The following is a 23671-nucleotide window of genomic DNA, read 5'->3' on the forward strand; positions in this document are numbered from 1 at the left end:
GGGTCAGCCTAACCGGCCGGGGCCGGGGCGCTTTGTGCGGGCTTCCGAAGGCCGGGGCGCGGAGACACTGTGTGTTCCTCCAAACGGCCCGGGTGTCATTCGTTGGTGAACTCCTCCACCACCGTCGCTCCCAGTTCGCGCACGATCAGTTCGTAGCCCGAGAGGGCCGACTCGTTGAGGTCCGGGTCGTCGTCCTCGGGAGTGTCGTCCTCGGGGGCCACCGGCTCCGGAGCGGGAGGACGGGGCGGGGCAGGGGCGGGGGCCGCGGGGGCGGAGGCCGACGACGCCGACTGGGGCGTGTGCTGGGCGGGAGGGGCCGGGGGGGCGGCCGTGGCCATGGCCGAAGGGGCCGTCGTACCGCCACCGCCGTAGCCGCCGGCGCCGCCGGGATTGCCGTAGCCACCGGCGTTACCCGGGTTGCCGTAGCCACCCGGGGCGCCGCCACCGGGGCCACTGCCACCGCCGCCGAAACCGCCGGGCGGCGGGGGTGCGGAGCCGCCGGACGGGTCGATGATCGCGTCGATCTTCCACTGGACGCTGAACTGCTCGGACAGCGCCTGTCGCAGCACCTCCTCGCTGCCGCTGCTCGCGAAGTTGTCGCGGGCGCCGGCGCTGGCGAAGCCGAGCTGGAGGGTCGTGCCGTCGAAACCCGCGACGTGGGCGTTCTGACTGAGCAGGATCCAGGTGAAGCGGCGACGGTTCTTGACCGCCTCAAGGATGTTCGGCCAGAGCATGCGCGGGTCGAGGCCGCCGGACGGGGGCGCGTACGCGGAAGCAGCGGCGGGCGCGGGGGATGCCGCCTGGGCGGCAGCAGAGGGTCCGGCCGGGGCTCCGGCCGACGGTGAGGCGGGTGTCGTCGGCGGGCGTCCGCCCCCGCCCGCGGGCGCGGCGGTCGGCCAGCCGCCGGGCCGACGCCCACTGCCCGCCGCGGTGGGGGTGGGCCAGGCACCGGGAGCGGGCTGGGCGGGGGCCTGCGGGGGCGCGGCGGGAGCCTCGTCCGCGGGCGGGGCCGCTGCGGGAGCGGGGGTGTGTGCCGGGGGGGCCGGGGGCGGAGCGACGGGCGGCTGGACAGGCGCCGACGCGGCCGCCGCAGCCGCAGCCGCACCCCCGGCCTGCCCCGGTGCCTGCCCGGGGCTCTGCCCCTGGCCCTGCCCCGGTCCCTGTCCGCGTACCGCCGCGCGGGCCGCCGCAGCTCCGCCACCAGGCGGAATGGGCGCGCCTCCGGCCACGGCGGAGCCGCCGTGCGCGTCCGGCCCGGGCACGTACCCCATCGCGGGCATCGCGGGCACGGAGGGCATCGCGGGTGCGCCCTGCATACCGCCGCCCGGCGAGAAGTTCACGCCGCGTTCGATGCGGTCGAGGCGGGCCATGACGGACCGCTCGTCTCCATAGGCGGCGGGCAGCATCACCCGCGCGCAGATCAGCTCGAGCTGGAGACGGGGCGAGGTGGCGCCGCGCATCTCGGTGAGGCCCTCGTTGACCAGGTCGGCGGCACGGCTGAGCTCGGCGGCACCGAAGACGCCGGCCTGGGCCTGCATCCGCTCGATGACGTCGACCGGGGCGTCGATGAGCCCCTTCTCGGCGGCGTCGGGAACGGCGGCGAGGATGACGAGGTCGCGCAGCCGCTCCAGCAGGTCGGCGACGAAGCGGCGCGGGTCGTTGCCCCCCTCGATGATCCGGTCGACGACCTCGAACGCGGCGGCACCGTCACCGGTGGCGAAGGCCTCGACGACGGAGTCGAGCAGCGAGCCCTCCGTGTAGCCGAGCAGGGAGGTGGCCATGGCATACGTCACACCGGCGTCGCTCGCGCCCGCGAGGAGCTGGTCCATGACGGACATGGAGTCACGCACGGACCCCGCACCGGAACGCACGACGAGCGGCAGCACGCCGTCCTCGACGGGAATGCCTTCCTTCTGGCACACCTCGCCGAGGTACTCCCTCAACGTTCCCGGCGGCACGAGCCGGAAAGGATAGTGATGGGTCCGCGACCGGATGGTCCCGATGACCTTCTCCGGCTCCGTGGTCGCGAAGATGAACTTCAGATGCTCCGGCGGCTCCTCGACGACCTTGAGGAGCGCGTTGAAACCGGCCGACGTGACCATGTGGGCCTCGTCGATGATGTAGATCTTGTAGCGGCTTCCGGCGGGCCCGAAGAAGGCCTTCTCCCGCAGGTCACGGGCGTCGTCCACACCACCGTGGGAGGCGGCGTCGATCTCGATGACGTCGATGGAACCGGGCCCGTTGCGCGCGAGATCGCGGCAGGACTGGCACTCCCCGCAGGGGGTCGGCGTGGGCCCCTGCTCGCAGTTCAGGCACCTGGCCAGAATCCGCGCGCTGGTGGTCTTCCCGCACCCACGCGGCCCGCTGAACAGGTACGCGTGATTGACCCGGTTGTTCCGCAGCGCCTGCTGCAGCGGGTCGGTGACATGCTCCTGCCCGATGACCTCGGCGAACGACTCCGGGCGATAGCGGCGGTACAGCGCGAGAGACGACACGCATACGAGGTTATAGGCGACCACTGACATCGGGCCCCACGCACGCCCCCTCGCCACGGGCCACAGGCCGCCGACACCGGCCCACCGACCTCCGGCCGCGGATCTCGGCCACCGGCCGCCCCGACCCCGGCCCCCGGGAAACGCAAGCGCCCCCCACGCACCCGCCAGAGCCAACCTACCCTTGCTGCCTTCCGGCCCTGGGGGAGTTCAGTCAGATAGCGCCGCGTGAGGGGCTTCGCACAGGCTACAGGATCTGAGCGGGGGGAACGAGTTCGCGAGCACTCCTCAACGTCTTGTATTGTTTGCGGCGGAGGATTCGCCTAGAGGCCTAGGGCGCACGCTTGGAAAGCGTGTTGGGGGCAACCCCTCACGAGTTCGAATCTCGTATCCTCCGCCAGTGCCTCACCGGGCACGATGTCGAAGGGCCCCACCGCTCGCGGTGGGGCCCTTCGACATGCGTGGTCTCAGTTGTCGCCGCGGCAGACCGCCCTCCTCGAAGGCGTGGACCTCCTGAAGGTTCCAGCCCTCGCCGAGCTGGTCGACCAAGCCGCGGGGAAGAAGTGGACGGCGAAGCGGCCGTGCTCCCAGATGTCGTCACCGTGCCCCGTACCGGCCCGGTAGGGCGCGTCCCCGGTGTGCCGGACCGTGTAGACGAAAGCACCGCCCGGCCGCAGCACCCGGCGGACCTCGGCGACCAGGGCGTGGATCTCCTGGGTGGAGAGCGCCATGCACAGCAACACGTGAGCGGAGACGGCGTCCACCGAGGCATCCGGGAGCGGGAGGCCGGCGGACGTCCTGCACCTGAGTGGTGACCCGTTCGGCGACGCCCTGAGCGTGGGCGGCCTCGCGCAGCTGTTCCAGGCCGACCGGGCTGAAGCCGGTGGCCGGCACGGTGAAGCCCTCGCGGGCGAAGAACAGGGCATCGCGGTCGTGCCCGGCGCCCAGCTCCAGAACTGCACGGGCGCCGGCGGCCCGGAACACCTCGGCAGCGTGGACGGCCGGTTCGGACGGCTCCTCGCCGCACATGCCGGGGTGCTCGCCGTATGTCTGCTGCCCATGCTCGCGCTGGGCTTCGGTCGGCTCCCGCTCGTGCTCCGACATGCCGACGCCCTTCTCACTCACCACCCGCGCCAGCGGTGGAATCCGTATCTGCTCAGCAGGAGGAGTCGCCCCCCATCCCCGTGATCGCCCGTACGACGGCCGGGAAGCATCGAATCGGCCGAGCACTACCGTGGATCCATGACGGCTCCTTTGGACGTGCTCGTGGTCGGTGCGGGACCCACCGGGCTCGCCCTCGCCGCGCAACTGCAGACCTACGGGACGACTTTCCGGATCGTCGACCGCTCCCTGGACCGGGCCCATGAGTCGCGCGCGCCGGCCATCCAGCCACGCACCCTGAAGCGCTCGCCCCATTCGGGGTGACCGACGAACTGGTCGGACGCGGCAACCCCGCAATGCAGCTGAGGATGCATCTGCCGCAGCGGGTGGTGCGGATTCCACTGTTCGACATCGGGCTGGCCGACACCGCGTACCCCTTCCTGTTGTTCCTCTCACAGGCGGAGACCGAGAGCGTCCTCTCGGAGCATCTGAGGGGCAAGGACGTGGACGTGGAGCGAGGCACGGAGCTGGTCCGTCTGGAGCGCACGGGCTCGTCCGTCACCTGTCGGCTCCGGCGCGGCGACGGCACCGAGGAGGCCGTGGAGGCGACGTGGGCTGCGACGGTGCACACAGCACGGTGCGGGCCCAGGCGGGCATCGGCTTCGAGGGTTTCGCCTACCCGCAGACCTTCCTGCTTGCCGACCTGGAGGTCGATGGGCTGGAGCCCGGGGCGGTGCACACGTACATGACGGGGGCCGGGATGCTGTTCTTCTTCCCCCTGGGCTCGCCTGCCACCCGGCGGTTGCTCGCGATGCGGCCGCCGGGTACCCCGGGACCTGAGGTGAATCTCAAGCTCCTGCAGGAGATCACTACCCGATACGCCGGCGACCGGCCGGCGTTGCGCGACCCGGTGTGGATGACCGACTTCCGGCTCCACAACCGCGGCGCCGCCCTCCCCCAGTCTCGGCTTCGCTCGACCGGGGGCACCCCCATCCGCTCGGGCCCCTTCTTCCTCGCCGGGGACGCGGCCACCTCCACAGCCCGGCCGGCGCCCAAGGCATGAACACCGGCATCCAGGACGCCCTCAACCTGGGCTGGAAGCTCGCCCTCGTGTGCCGGCGAAAGGCCCCGGAGGAATTGCTGGAGACCTACGAGGCCGAGCGTGCCCCGGTCGGCAGCAGCGTGCTGCGCTTCACCGACCGAGCGTTCACGATCGGCACCAGCAGCAACCCCGTCATCCGTTTCGCCCGCACCCGACTCGCACCGCGTCTGGCCCCGTTGGCGCTGCGTGCGACCGGGCCGCGCGGGCGGGTCTTCCGTACGGTGTCCGAGCTGGGCATCCACTACCGGCGCAGCCCTGCCTCCGCTTCGGGCTCGCGGCCTCCGGGGCGCGGTCCACGTGCCGGTGACCGGCTGCCCGACCTGCCGCGCGGGCTCCAGGCACGGACCGCCGGGCCGGGCTGGCACCTGCTGCTGGCCGGGCCGCCGCACCTCTGGCCCGACGGGCGACTCGCCCCGCTCCTGGCAGGCCGTGCCGATGTGCTCACCGTTCACCGACTGAGCGAGCAGAGCCCCTGGCCTGGCGTTGCCCATGGACTCGTACGCCCCGACGGCTACCTCGGCCATGTCGCGCGCGGCGCCGGTGCGGACGCTCTGAGCGTCTACCTCGACCGGTGGCTGCGACGGGTATGACGCAACGGTACGGAGCGGAACGCGTCTTCGCTCTCTCCCGCATCCATGGCGTGACGCCCGCGTAGGACTCGGCGGCCGGGCCGGGTGCCTGGATGCCCGGGTGTGCCATCTCGTGGGGCACCTCGCGAGATATGCGAACCAGCACGGCCGCTCCGAGGCCAACCCGCGGTTGGCCTGGGTCGTCCAAGAGCCGCTGTGCCCACTGCGTGACCAGCACACCGGCTCCCGTATCCGGCTGCCGCCATGCGGCTCGGTGCTGCCTCTGCGCGGGCACTCCGGTGAGAGTCAGGCGTTGCTCGTGGCGCCGACGATGGCGGAAAAGATCCGGTCCTGCGTGGTGGTCGGCACATTGAAGTAGCCGTTGTTGCAGCCGAGCCGCAGCACCGCCGCCTCATCCGCGACCGCCTTGACATCTCCCAGGTTGTGGCTGATCAGGATCACTCCGATGCCCCGCTCGCGGAGCTCGTCGACAAGGTCGAGGACGTGGCCGGCCTGTGTGACGCCGAGCGCCGCGGTGGGCTCGTCCAGGAGGACGGCCTTCGGGTGGCCGAGGAGCGCGCGGGAGATCGCGACGGTCTGCCGTTGGCCCGCGGACAGTGAAGCGACCGGAGCACTCACATCGGGGATGCGGATGCCCAGTGCGTCGAGCTGCCCGCGTGCCTCCCTGCGCATGCCGCCGCCGTCCATCAACCGGAACAGGCGGCCCCGGGCACCGGGGCACCGCCGCTCCCGCCCGAGGAAGAGGTTCTCGGCAACATCGAGGTCGTCGCACAACGCCAAGCCCTGGTACACGGTCGCGATGCCCAGCCGCTGGGCGATCCGGGGGGTCTTGATCTGGACGACCTGCCCCTCCCACTCGATGACGCCCTTGTCTGCGGGGTCGACACCCGAGATGACCCTGATGAGGGTGGACTTGCCGGCACCGTTGTCACCCAGAAGGGCGACGACCTCGCCCGCGTGGACCTCCAGATCAATGTCCTTGAGGGCCTGGACGGCGCCGAACCGCTTGGAGATTCCGCGCAGCGCCAGCAGGGGCGGCCCAGTCACGCGAACCTCACCTTCTCCGCGCGACCGCAGTGACGCCGCACGGCCTCGGTGGAGCCCCAGCGGCGGATGAGTCCGGCCCACCGTTTGACAGGACCAAGGGGGCTCCCTGTCCCGATCACCATCTTTCGTCCCCAACGGGTCGGACGCAACGCAGGACCCACGAAGCCTCCGACCGGCGCGGCCAGGCGCCGCACATCCTGCTCGACGGCGGCACACCGCACCGCGGGCTCGGGATGCCGGATCGGGCACCAGCGCCGAGCCGGATGCCAGACGAGCCCGGAAAAAGGGATCAAAGTGGCATAGTGCGATATGCATTGACAATCTGGACACATGGTGTAGATCGCAGGAGTTCACGATGCTGAACCCGGCCGGAGGAGGGTGTCACCGATGGCACACCACCACACCGTCGGCAAGCACAGCCGGCCACGGCGTTCCCAGGGGGCGACGCTCCTCCTGGTGGGAACACTGCTGCTCGGCGCCGCCGCCTGCGGCGGGAGTCAGGACTCCACGGGTGGCGACGGGACGCGGAAGGTCACGATCGGTCTGGTGACCAAGACCGAGACCAACCCGTTCTTCGTGACTCTTCGCAAGGCCGCAGAGGGCGCGGCGAAGAAGAACGACGCCGAGCTCATCGCCCTGTCCGGCAAGTTCGACGGAGACAACGAGGGCCAGGTCGCCGCGGTGGAGAGCCTCATCGCCCGCCATGTGCAGGGAATCCTGATCACACCGTCGAACACGACGGGGATCCTGGGCGCCATCGCGGAGGCCCGCCGGCAGGGCATCCTGGTGATCGCGCTGGACACCGCGACGGAACCGGCGGACGCGGTGGACGCCACGTACGCGACCGACAACTTCGGGGCCGGACGCCTCCTGGGCGCCTACGTCAGGACACGGCTCGCCGACCGGGCCCCCAAGCTGTTCATGCTCGACGGTACGGAGGGCTCCACGGTCAGCAAACAACGTCACGACGGCTTCCTCAGCGGCTTCGGGATCAAGAACGACTCACCCGTGATCCGCGGACGGGCGATCACCAATGGCGACCGCAACCGGGCGCAGGCCGCGATGGAGAACCTGCTGCAGCGCACGAGCGAGGTGAACTCGGTCTACACCATCAACGAGCCGGTGGCCGACGGCGCCTACACGGCTCTCGCAGCACGCGGCCTCGCCCGGCAGGTGACCGTCGGCTCCATCGACGGCGGATGCGACGGCGTGCGCGACGTCAGATCCGGCAAGTACGCGGCCACCGTCATGCAGTTCCCGGTCAGGATGGCCGAACTGGGTGTGGCCGCGGTCCCCGACTTCGCCAGGAACGGGAAGAAACCGTCCGGCTTCACGGACACGGGCACGGAACTCATCACCGACAAGCCGGTGCGGGGACTGGCGTCCCGGAACACGGACTGGGGACTCCAGCACTGCTGGGGGTGACCTTCAAGCGCCGACCGGGCGAAGGGATCAGCAAAGATCATGAGATCTCCCGTCACCGCCAGTCCCTCAGCCGACAGTGAGCGGGGCCTGCGGGATGCGCTGCGGTACGCCCTGCAGACACCTACCGTCGGCCCCCTCGCGGCCCTGGCCGTCGCCGTACTGGTCTTCTCGCTCACGACGGACACGTTCCTGACGCCGAGGAACCTCTCCCTGGTGCTGCAGCAGTCCATCGTGATCGGCACGCTGGCACTGGGCCAGACCCTGATCATCCTCACCGCGGGCATCGACCTGGCGAACGGGGCCATCGCGGTCCTCGGCACGCTCGTCATGGCCAAGCTCGTCTTCGAGGGGAACGATCCCGCGGTGGCGCTGCTGCTCGGCCTGGCCGTGACAACCTTCCTCGGGCTGGTCAACGGCCTGCTCGTGGCGCGGCTGAGCCTGCCCCCCTTCATCGTGACTCTGGGTGCACTGACCGTCCTCTACGCCGTGGGCAGGCTGTACTCCGACTCCCGGAGCTACCCGGTGACCGACGATCTGCTTCTCTTCTGGGGGAACGGCGAACACCTCGGCGGCGTCCTCGTCACCTGGGGGACGTTCCTGCTCGTGGGTCTGTACGCGTTCTTCTGGTACGTGCTCGCCAAGACGGCCTGGGGCCGGCACATCTACGCCGTCGGCAACGCACCCGAGTCCGCCCGTCTGACCGGCATCAACGTGCCGCGCGCGATCCTGTCGGTCTACGTCACCGCCGGCCTCCTCTACGGCATCGCCGCCTGGCAGGCCCTCGGCCGCATCCCCAACGCCGACCCCAACTCCTACCAGACGGCGAATCTGGAGAGCATCACGGCCGTCGTCATCGGCGGCACCAGCCTCTTCGGCGGCCGGGGGAGCGTCGTCGGAACGCTCGTCGGAACGCTCATCGTCACCGTGCTCCGCTCCGGCCTCACTCAGGCGGGTATCGACAGCCTCTACCAGGACGTCGCAACCGGGATCCTCGTCGTCGTCACGGTCGCCGTCGACAAGGTCCTGCGCAGAGGCACCACACGCTGACACCGACGCGCGACCGCTCACCGACCAGCGACAGAGCGCTCTCACGGCACCGGGAGACACCCGCGGACAGGCCCCCACGCCCGCCGGGCGGCGGAAGCGGGGAGCGAACCTTCACCAACATCGCGCGCGCCGCCGGCATCGCCCACACCACACTCACCCGGGCCACGGATGTCCTGACCGAGAAACGGGTGGTGGCCGCCGAACTGCCCCTCTCGCTGCGGCCCTCGAAGGAACGCCGCTACCGAGTGGCCGACCCTTACCTGCGCTTCTGGCTCGCGTTCCTGGATCCGCACATGGCGGAGATCGAGCGGATGCGGGGAGATCTCACGCTGAGCCGGATCAAGGAGCGGTGGACGAGCTGGCGGGGACGCGCGATCGAACCCCTCGTCCGGGAATCCCTCGCCCGCCTCCTGCCGGACGAGTTCCTGCCCGCCGCCCCGGCGATCGGCGGCTACTGGACCCGCAGCAACGACGTCGAAATCGACTTGGTCGGTGCCGACCGGCAGCCCGTGGCCAGGCAGCTGCTCTTCCTCGGCTCGGTCAAGTGGCTGGAGGACTCCGCCTTCGACAGCCACGACCTGGCCGCACCACAGAAACACCGGGCGGCGATCACCGACGACCCGGTACCGCCCGTGGCGGTCTCACGTAACGGGACCAACTGTTCCGGGCCCCAAGCGGCGTACGGACCCGAAGAGCTGCTCGGCGCCTGGCGCAGGACGTGAACAGGGGCTGGGCCGGGCTCCTGTGGTTGCGGTCCTGGTCGCCTTCGCCTCCGTCCGGTGCCGTCCGTCGTGCGTGGTCTCGGGAAACCTGGGCCGGCGAAGGTGATCTGCTCCGCATCTCGCGCGAGCCGTGGGACGCGGTCAATGCTGTGCCGGGACACCGAGGTCGTCGAGAAGGCCACGGACGCGGCGCTCGATCTCGTCGCGGATGGGGTGGAGCTCCGGCTGTGGGTCACCGCCGGCTGGTGGCGATGTAGGTGCCGTGCCAGGTGTGGTACCAGACCTGGCCGGTGGAGGAGTTGACCGACAGCATGCCGGTGATCTTCCCCGACCGCATGGTGTGCAGGGTGTAGTAGCCGGGGTAGGACTCGGGGTCGCCCGCGGTCAGTGTGCTGTCGTGGCCGTGGAGCCACTGCTGGGCGATGTTCCGGGCCTGCGCAGCCGAGATGCGGGCCGTGCTCCGGCTGCCGTAGTGCATGCCGTAGTCGGTGTTCCACATCATCGCGGGCCCGTATTCGATCTGCGCGGCGCCGTCGGCGGGGTCGACGAGGACCTCGGTGGCGGGGTGGCCGTCGGTGGTTTGCAGTTCGGCGTAGAAGTTGCGGGAGAACTGCATGATCTCGCCGACCTTCAGGCCGAGCCGGTCGGCGAACGCTGCCGCCCGGTTCCTGGCCCGGTCAAGGGTCTGCACCCGGTTGCCGTCGCCCGCCAGCCACCAGTTGCCCATCATGCCGTTGCCCATCATGCCGGGCCCCCACGAACCCGAGGCACCGCCCATCATGCTGGAGCCGCCGTTGTCGCTCCACACGTCGGGGCCCCACCCGCTGGTCGGGCCGGCCGGGGTGGAGGTGTCGCCGGGGGTGCTCGGTGTGCTGCTGGCCGAGACCGAGGGGGTGCGGATGGCGGCTCCACCGGTGGAGGTGCTGCCGTTCCCGCCGCAGCCACCGACGGCCACGGCGCCCGCCAGGGCCAGGGCCGCCGCCGCAGCGACATGTGCACGCCTGCGGATCATGGTCATCGCCTCCGGGGCCGGTCCCCGTCGGTGGCCGCGGGACCGCGGCCGCCGGTGTCTCTGCTCGCCAGCCTCCCCCCGGTGGCCGGCCGACACCCGGGGCCATTCGGCCCGCACCCGCCGACGACCGGCCCACACGCTCTGGCGGTGCGCCTGGGCACAGGCTGGCACGGCGCTCTCACCGTCAGGTCGGCGAGGTAACGCTCGGCGTCCGGGTCCGCCGCGCAGCCGGAGCCGAGGCGCGGGCGGTGCAGAGGGCGGCGGTGTGTCCGGCGGGGCCGGAACCTGTGACGACGACGTTGCGTACCTCGCCGCCGCTCACGCCGTCCTCTCCGGCGCGATCTCCTTGATCAGGCCCTCGACCAGCACCTTGATCTCGTCACGGATCGGGCGGACGGCCTCGACGCCCTGGCCCGCCGGGTCCTCCAGCTGCCAGTCCAGGTACCGCTTGCCGGGGAAGACGGGGCAGGTGTCACCGCAGCCCATGGTGATGCAGACGTCCGACTCCCTGACGGCGTCCACGGTGAGGATCTTCGGGACCTCGGCCGAGATGTCGATGCCGACCTCGGCCATGGCCTCGACGGCGGCCGGGTTGACGCCGGCACCCGGGTCGGAGCCGGCGGAGCGGACCTCGACACGGTCCCCGGCCAGGTGGGTCAGCCACGCGGCGGCCATCTGGGAACGGCCGGCGTTGTGGACACAGACGAACAGCACGGAGGGCTTGTCGGACATCAGAGGTCTCTCTTGTCTCACGACGACATCAGGCGCGAATGATGTCAGCACCCGGTGGTGTCAGCCACCACTGATGTGACAGTATCAGTCCATGATGACGTCAGTCGACACTGATCTGATCCGGGTTCTGGCCGACCCGCTCAGGCTCCAAATAGTGACTTTGCTCGCCAAAGAGACGCTGTGCACCACCCACCTGGTGGAGGAGACCGGTGCCCGGCAGACCAACCTCTCCAACCACCTGAAGGTGCTGCGTGAGGCCGGGGTCGTCGAGACGGAACCATGCGGCCGGTACATCTACTACCGGCTCAAGCCGGACGTCATCGCCTCACTCGCCGGTCGGTTCGCCGACCTGGCCGAGTCCGCACGCACCGCCGCCGAGAACAAGAGGGCCTGCCCATGACCCCCGCCGAAGCCGCCCGGACCGCGGAGTCCGCGACACCCTCGCCGGTCGCGCCCGCGCCCGGTGCCACCCCGCCGCGCACCCCGCTGGTCGCCCGGGCCGCCGCCGAACTCATAGGCACGGCGCTGCTGGTGGCGGTCGTGGTCGGCTCCGGCATCCAGGCCACCGAACTGACCAAGGACGTCGGCCTGCAACTGCTGGCCAACTCCACGGCCACCGTCTTCGGCCTCGGCATCCTGATCCTCCTGCTCGGCCCGGTCTCCGGCGCGCACTTCAACCCGGTCGTCACGCTGGCCGAGTGGTGGACCGCCCACCGCGGAGGCGCCGGCGTCACCCCGCGCGAGGTGGCGGTGTACCTGCCCGCGCAGATCGTGGGAGCGATCGCCGGCGCGATCCTGGCGGACGCGATGTTCGGCGAGCCCCTCGTGAGGTGGTCCACCCACGACCGCTCCGCCGGACACCTGCTCCTCGGCGAGGTCGTCGCCACCGCCGGCCTGATCCTGCTGATCTTCGGCCTGGCCCGCGCCGACCGCCTGCAGTACGCGCCCGTCGCGGTCGCCTCCTACATCGGCGCCGCGTACTGGTTCACCTCGTCCACGTCCTTCGCCAACCCGGCGGTGACCGTCGGCCGCGCCTTCACCGACACCTTCGCGGGCATCGCGCCCGGCTCGGTCCTGGGCTTCATCGGCATGCAACTCGTCGGCGGGGTGGTCGGACTGGCCCTGGTGGCCCTCATCTTCATGCCCGGACGGTCGGCCGAGTGAGCCACCGGACGCAGGTGGTGGTGATCGGCGGCGGCCAGGCCGGGCTCGCCGCCGGCTACCACCTGCGCCGCCTGGGCCTCGACTTCGTCATCCTCGACGCCCAGACCACACCGGGCGGCGCCTGGCAGCACGCCTGGGACTCGCTGCGCCTGTTCTCCCCAGCCGCGTACTCCTCGCTGCCCGGCCGTCTCATGCCACCGCAGGCAGGTGAGACCTACCCCGACGCGCAGCACGTGGTGGAGTACCTCGCCGACTACGAGAAGCGGTACGAGCTTCCCGTCGAGCGGCCCGTGCGCGTCCTGGGTGTCCACCGGGACGGGGGGCTCCTGCGAGTGGAGACCGACTCCGGCACCTGGCAGACCCGCGCCGCGATCAGCGCGACCGGCACCTGGTGGCGGCCCTTCCTCCCGGCCGTCCCCGGCCGGGAGGCCTTCGGGGGCCGCCAGTTGCACACGGCGGAGTACCGCGGCCCCGCCGACTTCGCAGGCCAACGCGTGATGGTGGTGGGTGGGGGCAACTCCGGCGCCCAGATCGCCGCCGACCTCGCCTACGACGCCCAGCCGACCTGGGTCACCCGGCGCCCTCCCCGCTTCCTCGCCGACGACATCGACGGCCGCGCCCTGTTCGACGCGGCCACCGCACGCCGCCGCGCCCTGGACGAGGGCCGCACGGACACCGGGGGCGTCGCGTCCCTCGGGGACATCGTCGCCGTACCGCCCGTACGCGAGGCCCGCGACCGCGGCCTGCTCAAGGGCAGCCCGATGTTCACCCGCCTCCACCCTGGTGGCGTCGAGTGGGCCGACGGCACCCGCGCCGAGGCCGACGCGATCATCTGGTGCACGGGCTTCAGGCCCGCCCTGTCCCCTCTCGCCCCTCTCCGACTCCGCGGCCGACGCGGCCACATCGCCACCGAGGGCACCCGGGCGGTGGACGAGCCGCGCCTGCACCTGCTCGGCTACGGCGACTGGACCGGCCCCGCCTCCGCCACCCTCATCGGCGTCGGCCGCCCCAGCCGCGACGCGGCCCGCGAGATCAGTGCGCTGCTTGCGGCTGGAACGCCGTAAGGGCAGCAAGTGGATGTTCCCGGCCCTCGGCGGCCTGGTCGTAACGGCCGACGGTGAGCAGTCGGGAAGGCGCTCTGGTCAGCCCCAGGTCGCGAGCATCTGCCCCATGGCGGCCATGACGGACGGCTCCACCCGGTAGTACACCCACGTGCCGCGCCGCTCGGAGGTCAGCAGCCCCGCCTCCTTGAGCTTCTTCAGGTGGTGGGAGACGGTCGGCTGGGAGACGCCGACGTCGGAGATGTCGCACACGCACGCCTCGCCGCCCTCGTGCGAGGCGACCAGCGAGAACAGGCGCAGGCGGACCGGGTCGCCGAGTGCCTTGAACATCGCGGCAGTCCGCTCGGCCTCCTCGGCCGTCAGGGGCCGCTCGGTGAGCGGCGGGCAGCACGGCACGACACCCTCGGCAACCTCGGGTTCCAGCAGCGGCAGCGCCTTGGTGTGCGACATACGTCTATGTTGACATACGTCGAACCAGAGCAGCCAGGGTCCACGGCCCCGGCCCCGACCCATGCACACCGCCAGGCGCCGGGCGATCCGGCACGCATCTCCGCCGACCCCGCGAGCGCAATGATTCGATGAATGTCTATGTTGACGCTTATCGATATAGATGCCATGCTGGCAGCGCAAGAGATCGACGGATATCGAAACAAAGGGGAACCTCGTGGCTGCGTCCAAAGACAGCGTGCTCACCACCGACCAGCTGCCCGTCGTGGTCATCGGAGCCGGACCGATCGGCCTGGCCGCCGCCGCCCATCTCGTCGAGCGCGGCATCGAACCCCTGGTCCTGGAAGCAGGCCCGGCTGCGGGCAGCGCCGTACGCGAGTGGTCCCACGTCCGCCTGTTCTCCACCTGGGGCGAGGTCACCGACCCGGCCGCCGAGAAGCTCCTCGCCCCGACCGGCTGGGTCCGGCCCGATGCCTCCGCCTACCCGACCGGCGGCGACTGGGCCGAGCGCTACCTTCAGCCCCTCGCCGACGTCCTCGGGGACAAGGTCCGCTACGGCACCACGGTGACCGGCGTCGCCCGCGCCGGCCGCGACCGCATCGTCGACTCCGGCCGCGACGAGCAGCCCTTCACCGCGCACATCCAGTCCGCCGACGGCCACGAGGAGCGGATCACCGCCCGCGCCGTCATCGACGCCTCCGGCACCTGGTCGGTCCCGAGTCCGATGGGCGCCGACGGCCTGCCCGCCCTAGGCGAGAAGCCGGCCGCCGACCGCATCTCCTACCGCGTACCGGACCTGAAGGACCCGGCCGTACGCGCCCGATACGCGGGCCGGCGCACCGCCGTCGTCGGCTCCGGAGCCTCCGCCTTCACCGCCCTCGCTCTCCTCGCCGACCTGGCGAAGGAGGAGGACGGGACGCACGCGGTGTGGATCCTGCGACGCGGCATCGGTGCGAACACCTACGGAGGCGGCGAGGCCGACCAGCTCCCCGCGCGCGGCGCACTGGGCCTGCGCGCCAAGGCCGCCGTCGAAGTCGGCCACGCCGGCGCGGTCACCGGCTTCCGTACACAGGCTGTGGAACGCGACGGCGACCGGCTCGTCCTCGTCGCCGAGGACGGCCGCCGCCTCGACCCGGTCGACGAGATCATCGTCCTCACCGGCTTGCGCCCCGATCTGTCCTTCCTCTCCGAACTCCGCCTCGGCCTCGACGAGCGCCTCCAGGCCCCGACCTCCCTCGCCCCGCTGATCGACCCGAACGTGCACTCCTGCGGCACGGTCTACCCGCACGGCGTGAACGAGCTCTCCCACCCGGAGCAGGGCGTCTACCTGGTCGGCATGAAGTCCTACGGCCGCGCCCCCACCTTCCTCGCCATGACCGGCTACGAGCAGGTCCGCTCCATCGCCGCCGCGATCGCCGGCGACCAGGAGGCCGCCGAGCGCGTCGAACTCACCCTCCCGGAGACGGGGGTGTGCGGCGGCGCGGGCCTCTTCGACGAGCCGGAGAACGCCGAGCAGGCCGGCGGCGGCTGCTGCGCCGCCCCCACCACCCTCCAGATCGGCGCCGGCACCCCGGCCACCGCCTCCGGCGGCTGCTGAACTCCCCACCCGGCCAAGGAGGTTCGCCATCACGTCCGGCGTACAGCTCGCTGCCCGAGATGCCGCCGGTGATCAGGATCGTGTTGCCGGTCATCTTCATGGGGTCTCTCTCCTTCGCTGCGGCCGGCCGGTGAACGCCGCGCCCGCAGCCTCGGCCGTAGGAGCGCCTGCCCGGAGGCCGGAGTGGAAGGTTTGTCCATGGATCCACGGTCCCTGGCTGGGACGGCGGAAAGCGGCGACGATGGAGGGCATGCACAAGAAGGAGCTGGCGGAGTTCCTGCGCCGACGGCGTGAGGCTCTGCGCCCCCGCGACGTCGGGCTGGTCGAGGGGCCTCGCAGGCGTACCCAGGGGCTGCGCCGCGAGGAGGTCGCCCAGCTCGCCGGCATGTCCACCGACTACTACGCCCGCCTGGAACAGCGGCGCGCCCCGCAGCCGTCCCTCCAGATCACCACGGCCCTCGCCCGGGCCCTGCGGCTGACACCGGACGAACGCGACCATCTCTTTGCCCTCGTCGGCCACAACGCGCCCGCCCGCTTCCAGCGCTCCGAGCACGTCAGCCCGGTCCTCCTGCGGGTCCTGGAGCGTCTGAACGACGACACCCCGGCCCTGGTGCTGTCCGACATGGCCGACACCCTCGCGATGAACCCGATCGCCCTCGCGCTGCTCGGCGACCAGATGCGGCACACCGGTCTGGCCCGCAGCGCCTACTACCGCTGGTTCACCGACCCTGCCGAGCGGCTGGTGTACCCCGAGGAGGACCACCCCCGTCACGGCCGCGCCCAGGCGGCCCGCCTGCGGGCCGCGCTGACGGCCGGCAGCAAAGACCCGCGGGCCGCCCGGATCGTCGCCGAACTTCAGGAACGCAGCCCCGAGTTCGTCCGTGCGTGGGAACTCCAGGAGGTCGCCCAGCGCTACGGCGACAACAAGACGATCCTCCACCCCGGCCTCGGCCGCATCGAGGTCGACGCCCAGGTCCTGTTCACCGAGAACCGCGCCCAGACGCTGGTGGTCATGACCGCCCGCCCCGGCACGGACAGCCAGGGAAAGCTCGAGCTGCTCTCCGTCATAGGACACCAACAGCTCACCCCCTGACCCGAGGTGGCCCTCTTCCTCGTTGCTTACGGTGTCCGGTCGGCGGGACCGGTCAGCGGGATCCGTCCACGAGCAGGGTCGGCTCGTCGAGGAACGTCTCCGCTAGCGCACGATCCGCACCGGCTTCGACTCGCTCACCTGGTCGGTGTCCGACACCCGTACCGTCGCCTTCATCTCCCAGGTGCCGGGGATGGGCAGGTTGACGGCGTCGGCGGCCCAGTAGCCGCCCTTGTCGGTGATCTTGGCGTCGATGGGGCCGATGTCCTGGTCGGGCAGGCTGAAGGACAGGCGCAGTTCGGGGACGCTGACGAAACCGCCGTCGGGGCCGTAGACCACGGCCTGTAGGCCGTTGTCGCCGACCCGGCCCGGGTCGAGGGTGACCTGCACCTTGCCGCTGACGCTGCGGACGCCGGGGGAGCCGATCTCGAAGGGGATGTTGGTCACCGAGGCCACGGGCAGCCCGGCCGACTGCTCCGCCGTCGCCGCCTCGGCCGCCGCCCGGCCCGGGAGGGTGCCCGTCAGCACGGTCGTGAGGACGAGCACGACGACGGAGACGGCGACCTCCGCCAGCACGGAGCGACGCAGCGCCCGACGCTGGGCGTCCTCGGCGGGGGTGAGGGCGGGCTGCTTCGCCACGGGCTTCTCGCCCGAAGGCTCCTCGGTCGCAGCCTTCTCGGTCGCAGCCTTCTCGACCGAAGGCTTCTCGGCCGACGACTTCTCGGCCGACGGCTTCTCGGGCAGCTTCGAGGCGGCCGTCGGTACGGCAGACGACTCACCGGACGAGCCGGCCGCCCGGCCGCCCACCGGCTCCGGAACCCGCGCTTCCTTCTGTTCCTGCCGCAGAGCCTCAGCCGTCTGCGCCTCAGCCGTCTCGACCGTCACGTTCCTCGCCGTCCTTTCCCTTGCCCCCCTTGCCCCCCTTGTCACCGTCGTCACCGTCTGCCTCGACCGCGCCCCCGCCACCAACAGCAGCGTCACCACGGCCAGTTTGGCGAGCAGGACCCGGCCGTACGTCGTGTCCGTCAGCGCGGACACGGAGCCGAGGCCGCGCCAGGACTGGTAGACGCCCGTCACCACCAGGACCGTCACCGAGAGCCCCGCCAGCCGCGAGAAGCCGCTGACCACGCGCGACGGGACGGATGCGCGGTAGAGCAGGGTGAGCAGGGCCGTCAGTCCGCCCAGCCACGCCGCCATGGCCAGCAGGTGCAGCACCGAGGACGTCATCGCCGCCGGGACCTGGATACCGGCCGAGGCGTGTTCGGCGGCGGCCCAGGTCAGGGCCAGGCCCACCGCCAGTGCGGCGCCGGTCAGGAGCGCCGCGCGCGACGGCTGCTCCCCCCTACGCTCCTGGAGGAGCCCCCGCTGCCGCGGCAGCAGGACCGCGGCCACCGCCAGCAGCGCGAGGCGCGCCACCAGGGCCAGGCCCGGACGGGTGCCCAGCGTGCGGGTCAGGCCGGACGGGTCGAGGACCTGCGCCGGGCCGGTGCCTGTCTCGTAGGGGCCGCGCAGCAGGAGCAGGAACACCGTCGACGCGGCGAGCGCCCACCAGCCGGCCAGCAGCAGCCCGCGCAGGGGCCGGACGTCCGGCGGCCGGCAGACGGCGACGAAGACCGCCGTGCCGATGAGGAGAGCCGCGGCGATGTACGCGACATAGCGGCCGATGTTGAAGAGGCCGCTGGTCGCCGGGTTCTCCACGGAGGTGCTGGGCAGGGCCGGCGGGATCGCGGAGGGTTCGCCCACGGAGAAGGTGAAGGCGCCCGCGATCGGGTGGCTGTCAGCCGACACCACCCGCCACGCCACCGTGAACGTGCCGGTGCCCAGCTTGTCGGGCAGGGTGATCCGCGCGGTGTCGGCGCGGCCGTCCGCGTGCCCCGTCCTGCCCGACTTCACCCGCTGGTTGTCGGGGTCGAAGACGCGGAAGGAGTCGTCGAGCAGGCCTACCGACTCGGTGAAGGTGAGGGTGATGGCGTCGGGGGCCGTCTTGACGACGCTTCCGTCGGCGGGGTCGGAGCTGCGGAGGGCCGCGTGCGCCGAGGCCGGTCCGCCGCCGAGGAGGAGCAGGACCAGCACGGTGCCCAGCAGCACCAGCCCTTGAAGTCGCCGCCGCCCGCCTCCGGGCCGCTCACCGCCCTGTCGTCCGCCATCGCGCCCTTCGCTCACGTCACCTGCTCCGTACTGCTCGAGACTCGAGACTCGCGTGCTCGTGGTTACGTACGCATGCACAGGGCATCCGGTTCACTCGGCTCCGCCCGGCTCACCACGTCGGGCGCGCCGACACCCCGCCGTCCACCACCAGGTCGTGCCCGGTGATCCAGGACGCGAGCGGCGAGGCCAGGAACACGCAGGCGTCGCCGACGTCCTCGGGGCGGCCCAGCCGGCCGACCGCGACCGCCTCCCGCCACCGCCGCACCCCCTCCGGCCAGGCCTCGGCCAGGCCCTCCCGGTCGATCAGCCCCGGCGAGACCGTGTTCACGCGGATGCCGAACGGCCCGTACTCCTGTGCCGCCGCCCGCGCGTGCATCACGACCGCCGCCTTGGAGACGCAGTAGTGGGCGTGACCGGGGGCGGGCGTGACCGCCTCCACGGAGGCGATGTGGGTGATGGTCCCGCCGCGCTCCCGCATCACCTCCGCCGCCGCCTGCGTACACGCGAACACGCTGGTCAGGTTGGTGTCGACGACCGCCCGCCAGTCCGCCGCCGTCATTGAGGGCAGCGGCTGCACCGGCTGGACGCCCGCGTTGTTGACGAGCGCCGTCAGCCGAGCCTCGCCCGGCCGACCGCCCCACCGGGCGCCCCACTCGGCGGCTTCCCGGACCAGTCGCCGGCACTCCCCCTCGACGGTCAGATCGGCGCCCGGCAGTACGACCGCCCGCTCGCCGATCTCCCGCGCCAATTCCCGCGTCGCCGCCACCTCCGTACGGCAGTGCAGCGCCACCGCCGCGCCCTCCTGGGCGAACCGCAGGGCGATGCCGCGCCCGATGCCGCCGCCCGCCCCGATGATCAGGGCCACCTGGCCCGCCGACAACGTCGTCGATGTCGTCCGTGTCGTCCGTGTCGTCATGGACGGCACAGTTCCCTGATCAGGGGCGCCCGGTCCGGATAACGCGCCGTCAGGACGGCCGCGTCCCCGTGTTCGTAGTCCCCGTAGGTGAAGCCGGGGGCCATCGTGCAGCCGAAGAAGGTCCAGGCGCCCCCGGCGACCACCCGTGCGCCCATCCAGGTGCGGGCGGGCACGGTGAGCTGCGGCTGCTGCCCGCCGAGGACGTCCGGGCCGAGCACCGCCGTGCGGGAGGTGCCGTCGGGGGCGAGGAGCAGCAACTCGAGCGGGTCGCCGAGGTAGAAGTGCCAGACCTCGTCGGTGGACAGGCGGTGCAGGGCCGAGTGGTCGTCGGCGGTGACCAGCGCGACGATCGCGGAGCCGGCGGGGCGGCCGTCCGGCCCCTCGGGACCCTCCCACGTACGGCGGAACAGGCCGCCCTCGCGGGGGATCGGCTCCAGGCCGTAGAGGGCGACGAGGTCTTCCGGGGTGAGGGGCGCTGTCACCCGGGGAACGCTACCTCCCGGCGCAGGAAAGCCAGTTGTGCCTTCTTCTCCGGCAGGTACACGTCCGGCAGGTCGATCTCCGGGAGGGTGACGACCGGCCCCGCCTCGAAGCCCTGCCGGAAGAACCGGGCGATCGCCTTCTCGTTGCGTACGTCCGGGTCCACCACGACCCGGCGCCGGTCCAGGCCCAGCAGCACGTACGACGCGAAGGCCCCCATCAGCGCCGCCGACCAGCCCGGCCGTACGCCGTACTCACCGGCGGGCGCGATGAGCACGTGCACTCCGATGTCCCCGGGCTCGACCGCGTAGACCTCGCCGACCCGGTCCTCGGTCGGCTCGTACGTCTGGAGGAGGGCGACCGGGACGCCGTCCAGCTCGGTCAGGAAGGCGTGGTGGGTGTCGAGACCCGCCATGTGGGCGTAGATCTCGGCGACCTGGTCCCGCGTCAGACCGTTCATGCCCCAGAACGCGGCCCGCTCCTCGCTCACCCAGCCGTGGACGACGTCCGCGTCGCGCTCGGCGTCGAGGGGGCGGATGCGGACGGTGCCGAAACCGTCGGCCGCCTGCTCGTGGACGTAGGCGTTCGGGGTGCGGGGGTCAGCCATGTCGCTCTCCTTCGTCAGCTGCGCCCAGTCGGTGACGACCGGGGCCAGTTCGCCCTTCAGCCACAGGGGGAGTTGGTCGTGGTGGTGGGGGTTGTCGGGGAGGCCGGACGCGCCGTACGGGACGACCCACAGGCTGTCCTCGCGGCGGGCCAGGTCCCACACGTAGCGGGCGGCCGGGCCGCGTGCGGCGAGGTCGGTCCAGCCGGGCACGGCCGAGGTGCACAGCACGCAGTCGTGGTCGCCGGAGAGGGCCGGGGCGTCGGCCGAGGGGTCGGGCAGGGCCCGCCAGGGGGCGAGGCGGTGGGTGTCGCCCCAGCGGGCGTCCGGATCCGGCTGTCCGGCGACCTCCTCCAGCGCCTCCCGGACGAGTGCCGGGCGGTCGATGCCGTACAACTCCTCGGCGCGCAGGAGGTGTTCGAGCGAGAAGCCGATGCGCGGGAGGAGGGCCAGCCAGGGGAGGAAGACCTCCGGGTAGGCGGGCGGGGTCGTCAGGGCGGCGAAGGCCGGGTGCGCGGCGAGGCGGCGGACGAGGGCGCTGCGCAGGGCGGCGAACCGGGCCGCTTCCCGGCTGTCGGCGTCCATGCGCCGGTCCCAGCGCAGGAGGCGGTCGCGGAGTTCGACGGACGGTCCGGTCAGGTCGTCGAGGGCGGCCAGGTGGTCCAACAGGGGTGCGGCGGAGGCCAGATAGGTGTCCGTGTGGAGGGCCGCCATGTCGGACGCGGACCAGGCACGCTTCCCGTCCAGCAGCGCCCGGATGCGGTCGGCGCGGTGCGGCGGGGCGAACTCGACGCCCAACTCACCGGCCGGGCCTCGCTGGTTGGCCATCACGGCGACGCCGTCGGCCAGTCCGGCGCGGGGCATCTCGTGCCAGCCGGTCCACTCGTGGCCCGGTTCCCAGGCGGGCACCAGCCGGGTGTGGTTGGCCTCGGCGCGCAGCGGCACCCGGCCCGCGACGCGGTGCAGCAGGCCGCCCTCGGTGTCGGCGGCCTGGACGACGTTGACGGGCTCGGCCCAGAGGTCGACGGCACGGTCCACGTCGGCGACCCGGCGGGCCCGGAGCAGGGGCAGCAGCGCGCCGAACCCCAGGTCGGCGGTGACGCGGGGCGGGTGGCGCAGACTCAGCGCGAGAGGGGTGCCGTCCTCGAGGCCCTCCGGACCGCCGGCGATCACCGGGCCGCGCTCCGTCTCCAGGACCTCGACCTCGACGGTCTCCTCCCCTGCCACGCGCACGAGTTCGGTGTGCCGGGTGACCCGCCGCCAGGTGCCGTCCGGGCCGAGGGCCTCCACTCCCGCGCCCGTGCGGCGCAGCCGTTCGCGGTAGAGGTCCTGGTAGTCGGCCATGGCGTTGGTAATGGCCCAGGCGACCGTACCGGTGTGGCCGAAGTGCGCGATGCCGGGGACTCCGGGGACGGCGAGGCCGACGACGTCGAACTCGTCGCAGGCGAGGCGGATCTGCTGGTAGACGCCGGGGTCCTCGATGAAGCGGTGCGGGTCGCCGGCGATGACCGGCTGACCGGTGACCGTCCGGGAGCCGCTCACCAGCCAGCCGTTGCTGCCGGAGGTGCCGGGTCCGTCGGTGGCGAACAGGCCGACCGCCTCGGGGCCGAGCTGCCGGGCGGCCTCCTCGCGCCACAGCTTGGCGGGGAACCCGGCGAACAGGATGTGCGTGGCCAGCCAGACGCCGAGCGGGGTCCAGGGCTCCCAGCGGCCGGGGGCGAGGCCGACCCGCGTGAACTCGGGGGCCACGGTCGCCTTCAGCCCTTCGTTGACGCCGTCGACGTACGCGCCGACCCAGTGCGCCGTCTCCGGGTCCTGTCTCTGCAGTTCGTCGTAGCAGCGTCTCGCCGTGTCGTCGAGGCGGACGCGGCGCGCGAAGCGGTCCCAGGCGAGGGCCTCGGGGCCGAGGAAGGAGGCCGAGGTGCCGCGCGCGCGGTGCCGTTCGACCTCCAGCTGCCAGGCGCGGTCGCGGGCCGTGACCAGTCCCTGGAGACGGGCGAGCGCGTGGGCGCCGTCGGCGCGCAGATGCGGGACGCCCCAGGCGTCGCGATAGATCTCGGTGGTCACCGGCGACCTCTTTGCTTTAGGTTAGCCTTGCCTAAGTGAGTTGTGCCGGAATCGTACGCGAGGGGGAAGAGGTCATGGCGCAGGGGCGGGGCTGGGAGGGCGCGGTCCTCAAATTGATGCGCGCGAAGGACTTCACCCTCACCGTGACGGGCACGGAGGAGGTCACCGGCCACTACCGCCGGCTGCGCCTCTCCGACGGCGGACTGCTCGCCGCCACCGGCGTCCACCCGACGATATGGGTCCGGCTCTGGTTCGAGAACGCCGGCCGACCGCACCAGCGGGCCTACACCCTCGTCGACCCCGACCCGGCGGCCGGCTCCTTCAGCCTGGAGTTCGCCCTGCACGAGGGCGCCGCCAGCGACTGGGCACGGGCGGCGAAGCCCGGCGACACCATCGACGCGACCGTCCAGGGCACCGCCTTCGAACCGCCCGCCCCGGCCCCCTCCCACGTCCTCGTGATCGGCGACCCGGCCTCCCTGCCCGCCATCAACTCCCTGCTCGGCACGGGCGAGGGCGCGCTCGGCGCCGCCCCGGCGACCGTCTGGTTCGAGGGCTCCCCCGACGACCCCGACGGCACGGACGGCCTCCCCTTCCGGACCGACCCCGCCCGCCACGAGATACGGCACGTGCCCCGACGCGACGCGGGCGCCCACCTCGTCGAGCAGGTCAAGGCGGAACTGCCCGCGCTCCTGACGGCCACCCCCGACCCGTACGTCTGGATCGCCTGCGACACCCGCACCACCCGGACGCTGACGGCATACCTGCGCAGGGAACTGGGCGTCCCGAAGGAGCGGCTGCACGCGCTGGGGTACTGGCGCGCGAGCTGA

At 72.2% G+C, this 23671-nt stretch carries 20 protein-coding genes, 1 tRNA gene, 1 other RNA gene and 2 pseudogenes; 13 read left to right on the top strand and 11 right to left on the bottom strand.

The genetic code is table 11. The annotated features are described in order from the left end of the window. Positions 1–95: 95 nt before the first annotated feature. Entirely contained in the window at positions 96–2495 is a 2400-nt protein-coding gene (locus OG289_RS24685; protein WP_327316209.1) for a DNA polymerase III subunit gamma and tau, read from the bottom strand. 139 nt (positions 2496–2634) lie between these two features. Continuing rightward, positions 2635–2733, bottom strand: an RNA gene (gene ffs / locus OG289_RS24690) — signal recognition particle sRNA small type. Between the two features lie 71 nt (positions 2734–2804). Here ffs and OG289_RS24695 point away from each other — a divergent pair. Next, positions 2805–2892: transfer RNA gene (locus OG289_RS24695), tRNA-Ser, on the top strand. Positions 2893–2959: 67 nt separating this feature from the next. Here the strand turns inward: OG289_RS24695 and OG289_RS24700 are convergent. Then, positions 2960–3256: a class I SAM-dependent methyltransferase gene (locus OG289_RS24700; RefSeq protein WP_327316210.1), complete on the bottom strand. Its 297-nt coding sequence runs from the start codon at positions 3254–3256 to the stop codon at positions 2960–2962. Positions 3257–3329: 73 nt separating this feature from the next. On the opposite strand from OG289_RS24700, the gene OG289_RS24705 reads away from it, so the two are divergent. The 3 genes and pseudogenes from OG289_RS24705 (at position 3330) to OG289_RS24715 (ending at position 5285) form a co-directional block, all read left to right on the top strand. Continuing rightward, positions 3330–3680, top strand: a complete 351-nt coding sequence (locus tag OG289_RS24705; protein WP_327316211.1) for a hypothetical protein — start codon at positions 3330–3332, stop codon at positions 3678–3680. 54 nt (positions 3681–3734) lie between these two features. Further along, positions 3735–3917 (top strand): FAD-dependent monooxygenase, encoded by a 183-nt coding sequence (locus tag OG289_RS24710; protein ID WP_327316212.1) that lies wholly within the window; start codon positions 3735–3737, stop codon positions 3915–3917. A 32-nt stretch (positions 3918–3949) separates the two neighbouring features. After that, a pseudogene (locus OG289_RS24715) lies at positions 3950–5285 on the top strand (FAD-dependent monooxygenase). Positions 5286–5570: 285 nt separating this feature from the next. Here OG289_RS24715 and OG289_RS24720 read toward each other — a convergent pair. After that, positions 5571–6332 carry an ATP-binding cassette domain-containing protein gene (locus tag OG289_RS24720; RefSeq protein WP_327316213.1) on the bottom strand — a complete coding sequence of 254 codons (762 nt, stop codon included), beginning with the start codon at positions 6330–6332 and terminating at the stop codon, positions 5571–5573. 387 nt (positions 6333–6719) lie between these two features. Here OG289_RS24720 and OG289_RS24725 point away from each other — a divergent pair, with 387 nt between their 5' ends. The 3 genes and pseudogenes from OG289_RS24725 to OG289_RS24735 all read left to right on the top strand — a co-directional run. Then, positions 6720–7757 (top strand): substrate-binding domain-containing protein, encoded by a 1038-nt coding sequence (locus OG289_RS24725; protein WP_327316214.1) that lies wholly within the window; start codon positions 6720–6722, stop codon positions 7755–7757. A gap of 39 nt (positions 7758–7796) precedes the next feature. Continuing rightward, positions 7797–8804, top strand: coding sequence for an ABC transporter permease (locus OG289_RS24730; RefSeq protein WP_327316215.1), 1008 nt, complete (start codon positions 7797–7799; stop codon positions 8802–8804). Between the two features lie 17 nt (positions 8805–8821). Next, a pseudogene (locus OG289_RS24735) lies at positions 8822–9526 on the top strand (DUF234 domain-containing protein); the annotation flags it as partial. A gap of 232 nt (positions 9527–9758) precedes the next feature. Here OG289_RS24735 and OG289_RS24740 read toward each other — a convergent pair. Both OG289_RS24740 and OG289_RS24745 read right to left on the bottom strand, forming a co-directional pair. Next, on the bottom strand, positions 9759–10538 hold the full coding sequence (locus tag OG289_RS24740; protein WP_327316216.1) for a hypothetical protein: 780 nt from the start codon (positions 10536–10538) through the stop codon (positions 9759–9761). A 318-nt stretch (positions 10539–10856) separates the two neighbouring features. Continuing rightward, the gene (locus OG289_RS24745) at positions 10857–11270 is read right to left on the bottom strand and encodes an arsenate reductase ArsC (protein WP_327316217.1); all 414 of its coding nucleotides are present in this window, start codon (positions 11268–11270) and stop codon (positions 10857–10859) included. A 91-nt stretch (positions 11271–11361) separates the two neighbouring features. Between OG289_RS24745 and OG289_RS24750 the strand changes: the two genes are divergently transcribed. Genes OG289_RS24750 through OG289_RS24760 form a run of 3 tightly spaced genes read left to right on the top strand, consistent with a single transcriptional unit; the run spans position 11362 to position 13498 of the window. Then, on the top strand, positions 11362–11670 hold the full coding sequence (locus OG289_RS24750; RefSeq protein WP_327316218.1) for an ArsR/SmtB family transcription factor: 309 nt from the start codon (positions 11362–11364) through the stop codon (positions 11668–11670). After that, positions 11667–12434 (top strand): MIP/aquaporin family protein, encoded by a 768-nt coding sequence (locus OG289_RS24755; RefSeq protein WP_327316219.1) that lies wholly within the window; start codon positions 11667–11669, stop codon positions 12432–12434. The genes OG289_RS24750 and OG289_RS24755 overlap by 4 nt, the downstream gene beginning before the upstream one ends. Then, complete coding sequence (locus OG289_RS24760) at positions 12431–13498, top strand: ArsO family NAD(P)H-dependent flavin-containing monooxygenase (RefSeq protein ID WP_327316220.1); 1068 nt, start codon at positions 12431–12433, stop codon at positions 13496–13498. Before OG289_RS24755 ends, OG289_RS24760 begins: the two co-directional genes overlap by 4 nt. 78 nt (positions 13499–13576) lie before the next feature. Here the strand turns inward: OG289_RS24760 and OG289_RS24765 are convergent, their stop codons facing one another. Further along, positions 13577–13945, bottom strand: a complete 369-nt coding sequence (locus OG289_RS24765; RefSeq protein ID WP_327316221.1) for an ArsR/SmtB family transcription factor — start codon at positions 13943–13945, stop codon at positions 13577–13579. 214 nt (positions 13946–14159) lie between these two features. On the opposite strand from OG289_RS24765, the gene OG289_RS24770 reads away from it, so the two are divergent. After that, on the top strand, positions 14160–15539 hold the full coding sequence (locus OG289_RS24770; protein WP_327316222.1) for an FAD-dependent oxidoreductase: 1380 nt from the start codon (positions 14160–14162) through the stop codon (positions 15537–15539). A 250-nt stretch (positions 15540–15789) separates the two neighbouring features. Beyond that, positions 15790–16632 (top strand): helix-turn-helix transcriptional regulator, encoded by an 843-nt coding sequence (locus OG289_RS24775; protein ID WP_327316223.1) that lies wholly within the window; start codon positions 15790–15792, stop codon positions 16630–16632. Positions 16633–16734: 102 nt separating this feature from the next. On the opposite strand, the gene OG289_RS24780 is transcribed toward OG289_RS24775, so the two are convergent. The 4 genes from OG289_RS24780 to OG289_RS24795 all read right to left on the bottom strand — a co-directional run bounded on the left by OG289_RS24780 (position 16735) and on the right by OG289_RS24795 (position 22844). Then, positions 16735–18717 (bottom strand): copper resistance CopC/CopD family protein, encoded by a 1983-nt coding sequence (locus tag OG289_RS24780; RefSeq protein WP_327320792.1) that lies wholly within the window; start codon positions 18715–18717, stop codon positions 16735–16737. Positions 18718–18886: 169 nt separating this feature from the next. Further along, positions 18887–19693 (bottom strand): SDR family NAD(P)-dependent oxidoreductase, encoded by an 807-nt coding sequence (locus OG289_RS24785; RefSeq protein ID WP_327316224.1) that lies wholly within the window; start codon positions 19691–19693, stop codon positions 18887–18889. Next, complete coding sequence (locus tag OG289_RS24790) at positions 19690–20175, bottom strand: cupin domain-containing protein (protein ID WP_327316225.1); 486 nt, start codon at positions 20173–20175, stop codon at positions 19690–19692. Before OG289_RS24790 ends, OG289_RS24785 begins: the two co-directional genes overlap by 4 nt. Next, positions 20172–22844 (bottom strand): GNAT family N-acetyltransferase, encoded by a 2673-nt coding sequence (locus OG289_RS24795; protein ID WP_327316226.1) that lies wholly within the window; start codon positions 22842–22844, stop codon positions 20172–20174. Before OG289_RS24795 ends, OG289_RS24790 begins: the two co-directional genes overlap by 4 nt. Before the next feature lie 74 nt (positions 22845–22918). On the opposite strand from OG289_RS24795, the gene OG289_RS24800 reads away from it, so the two are divergent. Then, on the top strand, positions 22919–23671 hold the full coding sequence (locus OG289_RS24800; protein ID WP_327316227.1) for a siderophore-interacting protein: 753 nt from the start codon (positions 22919–22921) through the stop codon (positions 23669–23671).

The sequence above is a fragment of the Streptomyces sp. NBC_01235 genome (assembly GCF_035989285.1).
Taxonomy (GTDB): Bacteria; Actinomycetota; Actinomycetes; order Streptomycetales; family Streptomycetaceae; genus Streptomyces.